Annotated in this window: 10 protein-coding genes; 6 read left to right on the top strand and 4 right to left on the bottom strand. The window is 72.7% G+C overall.

What is annotated here, in order from left to right:
• Position 1 precedes the first annotated feature (1 nt).
• Both fmt and truA read left to right on the top strand, forming a co-directional pair.
• A complete protein-coding gene (gene fmt, locus ICW72_RS00990; RefSeq protein WP_191086068.1) occupies positions 2–907 on the top strand; it encodes a methionyl-tRNA formyltransferase in 906 nt (301 codons plus the stop codon).
• Complete coding sequence (gene truA, locus ICW72_RS00985) at positions 904–1680, top strand: tRNA pseudouridine(38-40) synthase TruA (RefSeq protein ID WP_191084520.1); 777 nt, start codon at positions 904–906, stop codon at positions 1678–1680. Before fmt ends, truA begins: the two co-directional genes overlap by 4 nt.
• On the opposite strand, the gene ltnD is transcribed toward truA, so the two are convergent.
• From ltnD to ICW72_RS00970, 3 genes are read right to left on the bottom strand one after another with little or no spacing between them, the layout of a single operon-like run.
• Positions 1661–2578 (bottom strand): L-threonate dehydrogenase, encoded by a 918-nt coding sequence (gene ltnD / locus ICW72_RS00980; RefSeq protein ID WP_191084519.1) that lies wholly within the window; start codon positions 2576–2578, stop codon positions 1661–1663. The two genes, truA and ltnD, sit on opposite strands and share 20 nt — an antisense overlap.
• Before the next feature lie 13 nt (positions 2579–2591).
• Positions 2592–3818, bottom strand: a complete 1227-nt coding sequence (locus ICW72_RS00975; RefSeq protein WP_191084518.1) for a flavin-dependent oxidoreductase — start codon at positions 3816–3818, stop codon at positions 2592–2594.
• 5 nt (positions 3819–3823) lie between these two features.
• Entirely contained in the window at positions 3824–5095 is a 1272-nt protein-coding gene (locus ICW72_RS00970; RefSeq protein ID WP_191084517.1) for an amidase, read from the bottom strand.
• A 57-nt stretch (positions 5096–5152) separates the two neighbouring features.
• Here ICW72_RS00970 and ICW72_RS00965 point away from each other — a divergent pair, with 57 nt between their 5' ends.
• The 4 genes from ICW72_RS00965 to ICW72_RS00950 are packed head-to-tail and all read left to right on the top strand — an operon-like array spanning position 5153 to position 8241.
• Complete coding sequence (locus tag ICW72_RS00965) at positions 5153–5644, top strand: hypothetical protein (protein WP_223880736.1); 492 nt, start codon at positions 5153–5155, stop codon at positions 5642–5644.
• 14 nt (positions 5645–5658) lie between these two features.
• A complete protein-coding gene (locus ICW72_RS00960) occupies positions 5659–6012 on the top strand; it encodes a hypothetical protein (protein ID WP_191084516.1) in 354 nt (117 codons plus the stop codon).
• Positions 5946–7250, top strand: a complete 1305-nt coding sequence (locus ICW72_RS00955) for an MFS transporter (RefSeq protein WP_191084515.1) — start codon at positions 5946–5948, stop codon at positions 7248–7250. The genes ICW72_RS00960 and ICW72_RS00955 overlap by 67 nt, the downstream gene beginning before the upstream one ends.
• A 13-nt stretch (positions 7251–7263) precedes the next feature.
• Complete coding sequence (locus ICW72_RS00950; RefSeq protein ID WP_191084514.1) at positions 7264–8241, top strand: Gfo/Idh/MocA family protein; 978 nt, start codon at positions 7264–7266, stop codon at positions 8239–8241.
• Positions 8242–8271: 30 nt separating this feature from the next.
• Here the strand turns inward: ICW72_RS00950 and ICW72_RS00945 are convergent, their stop codons facing one another.
• Positions 8272–8925, bottom strand: a complete 654-nt coding sequence (locus ICW72_RS00945) for a hypothetical protein (protein WP_191084513.1) — start codon at positions 8923–8925, stop codon at positions 8272–8274.
• Positions 8926–8973: the final 48 nt, after the last annotated feature.

Raw genomic sequence — 8973 nt, 5'->3', positions numbered from 1 at the left:
GCTGCGCCTCGCCTTCATGGGCAGCCCGGATTTCGCGGTGCCGGCGCTCAGGGCGCTGCACGCGGCGGGGCATGAGGTGGCGGCGGTCTATTGCCAGCCGCCCAAGCCCGCCGGGCGCGGCCAGCGCGAGACCCCCTGCCCCGTCCATCGCGCGGCGCTGGAACTGGGCCTTTCCGTCCGCACGCCGGCGCGGGTGAAGCGGGATGCGGCGGAACACGCGGCCTTCGCGGCGCTCGACCTCGATGTGGCGGTGGTGGCGGCCTATGGGCTGATCCTGCCGCCCGCCATGCTGGAGGCGCCCCGGCGCGGCTGCCTCAACATCCATGCCTCGCTTCTGCCGCGCTGGCGCGGGGCGGCGCCCATCCATGCCGCCATCCTGCATGGCGATGCCGAGACGGGCATCACCATCATGCGCATGGAGGAGGGGCTGGACACCGGCCCCATGCTGCTGCGCGAGAGCCTGCCACTCACGCCGCGCTCCACCACGCCCGAGGTGCATGACGCGCTGGCCGAGATGGGCGCGCGCCTGATCCTGCGCGCCCTGGACGAGAACCCGCCCGCCACGCCGCAGCCCGAGGCGGGCGTCACCTACGCGCCCAAGCTGACCAAGGCCGATGGCGCGCTGGATTTCACGCAGCCCGCCACGGCGCTCGACGCCCGCATCCGCGCCATGAACCCCTGGCCCGGCGCCTTCTTCACCCATGGCGGCGAGGCGCTGCGCGTGCTCGCCGCCGAACCCGCCGAGGGGCATGGCCCGCCCGGCACCATCCTGCACGGCTTCACCGTGGCCTGCGGCACCGGCGCCCTGCGCCTCACCCGCCTGCAACGCCCCGGCCGCGCGCCGCTCGACGCCGATTCCTTCCTGCGCGGCTACAACCTGCCGCCCGGCACGGTCCTGGGCGGATGACCGCCTACGCCCTGCTGGTGGAGTATGATGGCGCGGGGCTGGTGGGCTGGCAGCGCCAGCCCAACGGGATGTCCGTGCAGGAGGCGATCGAGACCGCCGCCACGCCGCTGAATGGCGGCGCGACGCCACTCGCCACCGCCGCCGGCCGCACCGATGCGGGGGTGCATGCCGAGGGGCAGGTGGTGCATCTGGACCTCGCCGCCGACCTCCCCCCTGCCCGGCTGCGCGCGGCGCTGGATTTCCACCTGCGGCCCCAGCGCATCGCCATCCGCGCCGCCTGCCTGGCGCCCGAGGGCTGGTCGCCGCGCTTCTCGGCCGTGCGGCGGCACTACCGCTTCCGCATCCTGAACCGCCCGGCCAAGCCCGCGCTGGAGGAAGGGCGCGTCTGGCACGTGCCGCTGCCCCTCGACGCCGCCGCCATGCATGAGGCCGCGCAGGCCTTGCTCGGCAAGCATGATTTCTCGGCCTTCCGCGCCGCCTCCTGCCAGGCCGAGCACGCCATCCGCACGCTGGACCGGCTGGATGTCACGCGCTGGGGCGAGGAGGTGGTGATCCATGCCTCCGCCCGCAGCTTCCTGCACCACCAGATCCGCAACCTGGCGGGCACGCTGCACATGGTGGGGCTGGGCCGCCGACCCGTCTCCTGGCCGCGCGAATTGCTGGACGGGCGCGACCGCCGCCGCGCCGGCCAGACCGCGCCGCCGGAGGGGCTGGTCTTCCTGGGCGTGGACTACGACCCGCCCTTGCCCTGGGTCACTTCGGACCGGGCTTGACCGGTTCCGCCCCGCCGGGTTCGCCCGGCAGCGCAAAGCCCGCCAGCGCCTGCCAGACGCGCAGCACGAAGGCATCGTCCCGCCCGCCATGACCGAGCGCCCGCTGCGCCACGAACAATTGCAGCGCCTGGGCGGCGAGCGGCACGGGAAGCGCGGCCTCCCGCGCCATGCCCTCCACGAGGCCGAGATCCTTCACGAAGATGTCGCCCGCCGAAAGCGGCGTGTCGTCGCCCGCCAGCACATGGGCCATGCGGTTCTCGAACATCCAGGAATTGCCGGCCGCACTCGTCACCACGCCATAGACGGTGTGCGGGTCGAGGCCGGAGCGCAGCGCCAGCGCCATGGCCTCGGCGGCGGCCGCGATGTGCACGCCGGCCAGCAACTGGTGCACCACCTTCATGGCCGCGCCCTGGCCCGGCTCAGTGCCCAAGGACCAGACCTTGCCCGCGATGGCGTCCAGCACCGGCTTCGCGGCGGCGAAGGCGGCGTCGCTGCCGCTGGCCATCACGGTCATGCGGCCCTCGCGCGCGGCCGCGGCGCCGCCGGAGACGGGCGCGTCGAGATAGAGCAGGCCGCGTGACGAAGCCTCGGCGGCCAGGCGCTTCGCATCGGCGGGCGCCATGGTGGCCGAGCAGATCACGACGCCGCCCGGGGCGAGGCGCTGCGCCGCGCCCTCGGGGCCATAGAGCGCCGCCTCGGCCTGGGCGGCGTTGACCGTCAGCACCACCACGGCCGCCTGCCCCGGGTCGAGATCGGCGCCGCGCGCCACGGCGCGGTTGCCGAAGGCCTGGCGCGCGCGCTCCGAGGGGTCCACGCCCGTGACGTCGAGCCCGGCGCGCAGCGCGCTCAGCGCCGCACCCCCGCCCATGCTGCCGAGGCCGATGAAGGCTGTTTTCATGCCATTGATCCTGTCACGGGCTCCAGCTTTCGCGGGCATTCAGCAATTCGGGGTCGAAGCCCGCCAGCTTCTTGTAGCGCGCGGCGGTGCCGGCCAGTTCCTCGTGCGAGATCACGTCGTGCAGCGCCTTGAACCCGTCGGGCGCGCGGCGATGCACCTCCTCCAGCACCAGATCGGGGCCGAGGTCGCGGTTGGCCAGCGTCAGCTTCGCGGTGGGCGGGCGGCGGGCTTCCTCATAGGCGGCAAGCCCCTCCTCGATCCGCCCCGCGCGCGCCAGGTGCAGCGCGAGCTGCCGCGCATCGAGCACCGCCTGCGAGGCGCCATTGGAGCCGATCGGGTACATCGGGTGCGCCGCATCGCCGAGCAGCGTGACGCGCCCCTCGGTCCAGCGCGACAGCGGGTCGCGGTCCACCATGGGGAATTCATAGACGCGCTCGGCGCCACGGATCAGGCCTGGCACGTCCAGCCAGCCCCAGTTCCAGCCCTCGAAATGCGGGAGGAAGAGGTTGCGATCTATCTCGCGATTCCAGTCCTCGCGGCCGGGTGCCTCCTCGGTTCGCATCTCCGCGATCCAGTTGATGACCGCCATGCCGTCCGGCAGTTGCCGGATGGGGTAGCAGACGAATTTTTGCGCATGATGCCCGGCCTGCACCATGGTGGCGCCGGTCAGATAGGCGGGTGCGATGGTGGTGGCGCGCCACAGCATGGCGCCCGACCAGCGCGGCAGGCCCTCATCGGGCGCGAAATACCCGCGAATGGCGGAATGGATCCCGTCCGCGCCGATCAGCGCCGCGCCCCGTGCCGTGCCGCCGCCGGCCAGTTGCGCCGTCACACCCTCGGCATCCTGCGCGAAGCCGGTCACGCGCTGCCCGGTCTCGACCGCGATGCCGCGCGCACGGACCTCGGCCAGCAGCAGCATCTGCAACTCGCCGCGATGGATGGAGTATTGCGGCCAGCGATAGCCGGCGGCCAGGCCCCGATCCTCCCGCCAGATCTCCTGCCCATGGGCGGAGACGTAGCGCAGCTCCTTGGTGGCCACGCCCGTCGCGGCCAGCTTCTCACCGAGGCCGAGCTCCGTCAGCTCCCGCACCGCATGGGGCAGCAGGTTGATGCCGACACCCAGCGGGCGCACCTCGCGCGCGGATTCCAGCACGCGCGGCGCGAAGCCCGCGGCCTGGAGGGAGAGGGCCGCCGTCAGCCCGCCAATGCCGCCGCCGGCGATGAGGATGGGGGTCGCCATGGCGTTCAGCCCAGCGCCCGGCGGAGCCATTCGGCCCACATCAGCGCCGCCGCGTCCTGCCCGCGCGGGGTGACGATCTGCGCGCCCAGCGGCAGGCCGCGCGGCCCGGTGCCGGCGGGAATGGTGACGCAGGGCGTGTGCAGCAGCGTCCAGAGCGAGTTGAAGACGGGCGTGCCGGTGAAATCAATGCCCTCCGGCGCCTCGCCGGGAGCGGAGGGCGTCAGCACCGCGTCATACCCCGCGATGGCGTCCGCGAAACCGGCCTGCGCGGCGGCGAAGGCGGCGCGGGCCTCCAGCAGTTTTTCGGGCGGCTCGGCCATGGCCCAATCCATGTTGGTCCGCATGGCGGGGCTGAGCTGGGCGCGGGCGTGGTCAATTTCCCAGGCCAGGGCCTGGGCGCTTTCCATGTGCATGACATGGGCATGGGCGGCGAAGGCGGCGTCGAAGAGGGCGGGCAGGGTGACGGGCGTCACGGTCGCGCCCGCGCGGCGGGCGGCCTCGGCCACGCGTTCCATATGGGGCGCGGTCTCGGGCCCGGCCTCCTCCGTCGCGCCCATGACGAGGGCGAGCTTCGGCGCGCGGGGCGCCTCGGCCGGGCCGTGGTCCAGCCCCGTCAGCGCCGACATGGCCAGCGCGGCATCGGCCACGCTGCGCGCCATGACGCCGATGGTGTCCAGGCTCTCGCTCATCACCTTCATCCCCGCCCGGTGCAGCGTGCCGTAGCTCGGCTTGACGCCCACCGCGCCGCAGAAGGCCGCCGGGCGGATGATGGAGCCCGCAGTCTGCGTGCCGAAAGCGAGATGCAGCATCCCCGCCCCCACCCCCGCCGCCGAACCCTGGGAGGACCCGCCCGGCGTGTGCTTCGGATTGTGCGGGTTGGTGGTGGCGCCGGGGAAGCGCGTGGCGAATTCCGTCGTCACCGTCTTGCCCGCGATGACCGCCCCCGCCCGCCGCGCCAGCGCCACGCAGGCCGCATCCGTGCGCGGCCGGTGCCCCGCCCAGATGGGCGAGCCGTATTGCGAGGGCTGGTCGGCGGTGTCGAGCACGTCCTTCACCCCGAAGAACAGGCCGGCCAGCTTCCCCTTGCTGGGCGCCGCATCCACCGCCGCCGCCTGGCGCCGCACCATGGCAGGATCCAGATGGGCGAAGGCCCGCACCACCGGCTCGCGCCGCGCGATGACGTCGAGCATGGCCTCCGCCAGCTCCCGGGCCTTGAGGGTGCCGGCGGCGATGCGGGAAGCGGCGTCGGTGGCGGAGAGTTCGGCGGGGTGGGTCATGAACCCAGCGTAATCGCGTGTGGCCCCGGCTGTGAACCATCCCCCGAGCAGCCCTATATGGAAGAGATGGTCCGCACCACCGCCCTTCCCTCCGGCGCCCTCCGGCATGAGCTGGGGGTGGCCGCCTCGGCACTGCCCGCCGTGCCGCCCGCCGCGCTGGAAATCGCCTGGGAGGTGGCGCGCGAGGGCGCCTCGGCCGGGCATTGGGGGCCGCCCCGCCTGCTCGCCTTCGCCGATGGGCGCGAGATGGCCCTGACCGACCCCGACGCCGCCGCCTGGGCCGAGGCCATGGACCGCCATGCCGGGCTCGATTCGCTGGCGGGCGTGGCGCTCTGCCTGCGCCTGCTGGCGCTGGTGGAGGCCATGGGGCGGGCCGAATGGCTGCGCGGCTTCTTCGCCATCGGCCGGCGCGGCGTGGAATTCCACCCGCTTCTGCTCGCCGCCGCCGCCCGCGCGCCGATTGATGCCACGGGCCGTTTCGAGGATCGCGCGATGCGTGCCATGCTGTCGCGGACCCTTCCACCCGACGCATCCCGCGTGCCCGCCTGACGAAAGCCCCGCACATGCCCCGCGCCGCCGCCCTGCTCCTGCCCGTATTGCTGCTCGCGGGCTGCGCCCAGGGCTTCGCGCCGCCGCCGCCCCCGCCCGGCGCGCGCAGCAGCAACCCCGAGGTGGTGGCCGCCTGCCGCAGCCAGGCCGCCTCGGTCATCACCCGCCAGGACCGCGGGCAGCTCATCCGCGAGGATGAGCGCAACAGCCGCCTGGGTTCCGAGACCACGGGCTCGCTGGCCTTCCGCGCGCCGATCGACCGCCTCAGCCGCGAATACCGCTTCGAGCAGATGGTGGATGAATGCGTGCGGGCCAACACGCGCGACACCGCGCCGGCCGCGCCACCCCCCGCACCGGTGGGCCGCTGACCCTGCCTGCCTTCGGCGCGCTCGGGCGCGCCCTCTCTCATCGTGACGCGCGCATCTTCTTCTCGGCCAGCCTCACCGCCTGGACCGGGCTCTGGATGCACCGCATCGCCGTCATGTGGCTGGCCTGGGAGCTGACGGGCTCCGCCTTCTGGGTCGGCATGGTGGCCTTCTGCGACCTGGCACCCGCGGTCGTCTTCAGCCCCATCGCGGGCGCCGTGGCCGACCGCATGGACCGCGTGCGCCTGACCATGATCGCCCAGGGCGTCATCGGCGCGCAGGCCGGCTGCATCGCCCTGCTGGTGGCCACGGGGCAGATCGGCATCGAGATCCTGCTGGTCTTCGAGGTGATCGGCGGCATCGCGGCAAGCTTCGCCCAGCCCGCCCGCCAGGCGCTGATGCCAGGCCTGGTGCCGCGCGCCGACCTGCCGGCCGCGGTCGCCGCCAATTCGCTGGCCTTCAACGTGGCGCGCTTCCTGGGGCCGGCCATGGCGGGGCCCATGATCGCGTTTGGCGGCGTGGTGCCGGCCCTGCTGTGCAACATGGCGGCCTATGCGATCGCCTCCGCCAGCCTGCTGACCATGCGGGTGGACCCCGCCCACCGCCAGGGCCACAAGCCCGAGGCCTCCCTGCTGGCCGAGACGGTGGAGGGCATGCGCTATGCCGCGAGCCACCCGGGCATCGGCCCCATCCTGATCTTCGCCGGCATCACCGCCATCCTGCTGCGCGGGGTGCAGGAGGTGCTGCCCCCCTATGTGGACCGGCTCTTCGGCCAGGGGGCGCCGGGGCTCGCGCTGCTGACGGCCTCCATCGGCGTGGGCGCGCTGGTGGGCGGGCTGTGGGTCGCCTCGCGCGGGCGGCTGGAGGGGACGACGCGGCTCGCCGTGGTGGGCGTCACCTTGCAGGCCGGCGTGGCGGCGGCCTTTGTGGCGACCGGCAACTTCGCCTTCGCGGTGCTGTGCGGGGCACTCTATGGCGCCTGCGCCACCATGCACGGGATTTCCGTGCAGACGCTGTGCCAATCGGCCGCGCTGACCCGCATGCGGGGGCGGACGCTGGCGCTGTGGGGCCTCATCACCCGCGCCTGTCCCGCGCTGGGCGCGCTGATCCTGGGCACGGCCGGCGAATTGTTCGGCATGCGCGTGCCCACGGTGGTCGCGGCCGCGCTCGCTTTCCTGGTCTGCATCTGGGCGGTGACACGGATGCGCGCCTGGGCGAAAGAACTCGAGAATCCGCAATGAGGAGTGACACGCCATGCTGAACGCCGCGATCGTGGGAATGGGCCGCTGGGGCCAGACGCTGGTGGACAGCGTCCAGGGCCGCAACGACGCCGGCATCCGCTTCGTGGCCGGCAGCACGGGCACGCGCAGCAAGGCGGAGGCCTATGCGGCGCAGAAGGGCATCACGCTGCTCGACACATACGACCAGGTGCTGGCCCACCCGGAGGTGAAGGCCGTGGTGCTGGCCACCCCCCACGCGCAGCACGCCGACCAGGTCATCGCCGCCGCCCGCGCCGGCAAGCATGTCTTCGTGGAGAAGCCCTTCACGCTCACCAAGGCCAGCGCCGAGGCCGCCGTGGAGGCCTGCGCCAAGGCCGGCGTGGTGCTGGCGCTGGGCCACAACCGCCGCTTCCTGCCCGCGGTGGGCGAGATGAAGTCCATGCTGGAGGGCGGCAAGCTCGGCACGCTGCTGCATGTGGAGGGGCAGTTCAGCGGCCCGGGCGGCTTCGCCTACAAGCCCGGCGCCTGGCGCGCGGACCGCGCCGAGAGCCCGCTGGGCGGCATGGGCGGCATGGGCATCCACATGGTGGACATGATCATCAACCTGGCCGGCCGCTTCCGCGACGTGCGGGTGCTGAGCCATGCCCGCGTCCTGCCCACCATTGACGACACCACCGCCATGCTGGCCACGCTGGAGAGCGGCGCCACCCTCACCTTTGCGACCCTCGCCGCGAGCCCGCGCTTCTGGCGCGTGGCCCTGTTCGGCACCGAGGGGCTGGTGGAGTTGCGCGGGCATGAGCAACTCTTCTTCCGCGCCCGCGAGGGGAATGAGGAATGGGTGCGCGACTTCCCCGTGACCGACATCGAGGCCGCGGAGCTGGAAGCCTTCGCCGCCGCCGTGGCGGGCGGCCCGGCCTATCCGCTGCCGGTGGCGGATGCCATCCATGGCGTGGCCGTCTTCGAGGCGATGATGGGCGCCGCGGCCTCGGGCAGCGCCTACGCCGTGGCGTGACGGCGTGGGGCCGGGCGCGCCCCGGCCCCGCTATCCCAGGGTGAAGATGGCCTCGCGCGTGCCGCCATGCAGGTAGAAGCCATCCATCCCGCCTGATTTCAGCCGCCAGCTGTGGGTGTAGAAGAACCACCAGCCATCCCGGTTGATGCCGAAATTGGTGGCGAGGAACCGGCCGGGGTCGGCCTCGTTCGTGAGATAGGTGGACGGCTCCACGACGTGGAATTCCTGCCCGTCGAACTTCCGTTGCAACTGCCCATGCTGGGCCAAGGCCTGCGCTTCGCCGCTCGGCATGCCCCTCGCCTTGTTCGCGTGCATGACGAGGCATCCCCCATCGCCCGCCTGGGAGCCGACGCCCAGCGAGCAGCCATCCATGTTCGCCGTGAACATCACCCGCGACTGGTTGTTGAGCGTGCCCTGCGTGACCTTGTTCTGCCGGTAGCCCAGCCAGAAGATCGGCAGCATCTCGTTGCGCGCGCATCCCGCCACGTCGTTGGACAGATAGAACACCTTGGCACCCGGGCGGTTCAGCACCATCGGCGGGCCCTGCATCTCCTTGATGGTGATGACGTGGGCGCGGCTCTGGCTGATGTCCACCGTGTTGTTCCAGTCGAAGAACTGGCACCGCACGATGTGTCGCCCCATGAACTCCACCGGGTCGCGCACGAAGTCCGAACGATCGGTCATGGGGTTTCTCCCGCCCAGGTTGCATGACGCTAGACGGCTTCGCACGGA

This window comes from Roseococcus microcysteis (genome assembly GCF_014764365.1).
Taxonomy (GTDB): domain Bacteria; phylum Pseudomonadota; class Alphaproteobacteria; order Acetobacterales; family Acetobacteraceae; genus Roseococcus; species Roseococcus microcysteis.
Note: the sequence above shows the minus strand (reverse complement) of the source record. Positions and strands in the feature narration are given on the sequence as shown.

What these genes read in the sequence shown, in the direction of transcription:
- ICW72_RS00945 (WP_191084513.1), bottom strand. Translation starts at nt 8,925, where the DNA reads ATGACCGATCGTTCGGACTTCGTGCGCGACCCGGTGGAGTTCATGGGG.
- ICW72_RS00975 (WP_191084518.1), bottom strand. Translation starts at nt 3,818, where the DNA reads ATGGCGACCCCCATCCTCATCGCCGGCGGCGGCATTGGCGGGCTGACG.
- ltnD (WP_191084519.1), bottom strand. Translation starts at nt 2,578, where the DNA reads ATGAAAACAGCCTTCATCGGCCTCGGCAGCATGGGCGGGGGTGCGGCG.
- truA (WP_191084520.1), top strand. Translation starts at nt 904, where the DNA reads ATGACCGCCTACGCCCTGCTGGTGGAGTATGATGGCGCGGGGCTGGTG.
- ICW72_RS00970 (WP_191084517.1), bottom strand. Translation starts at nt 5,095, where the DNA reads ATGACCCACCCCGCCGAACTCTCCGCCACCGACGCCGCTTCCCGCATC.
- ICW72_RS00950 (WP_191084514.1), top strand. Translation starts at nt 7,264, where the DNA reads ATGCTGAACGCCGCGATCGTGGGAATGGGCCGCTGGGGCCAGACGCTG.
- ICW72_RS00965 (WP_223880736.1), top strand. Translation starts at nt 5,153, where the DNA reads ATGGAAGAGATGGTCCGCACCACCGCCCTTCCCTCCGGCGCCCTCCGG.
- ICW72_RS00960 (WP_191084516.1), top strand. Translation starts at nt 5,659, where the DNA reads ATGCCCCGCGCCGCCGCCCTGCTCCTGCCCGTATTGCTGCTCGCGGGC.
- ICW72_RS00955 (WP_191084515.1), top strand. Translation starts at nt 5,946, where the DNA reads ATGCGTGCGGGCCAACACGCGCGACACCGCGCCGGCCGCGCCACCCCC.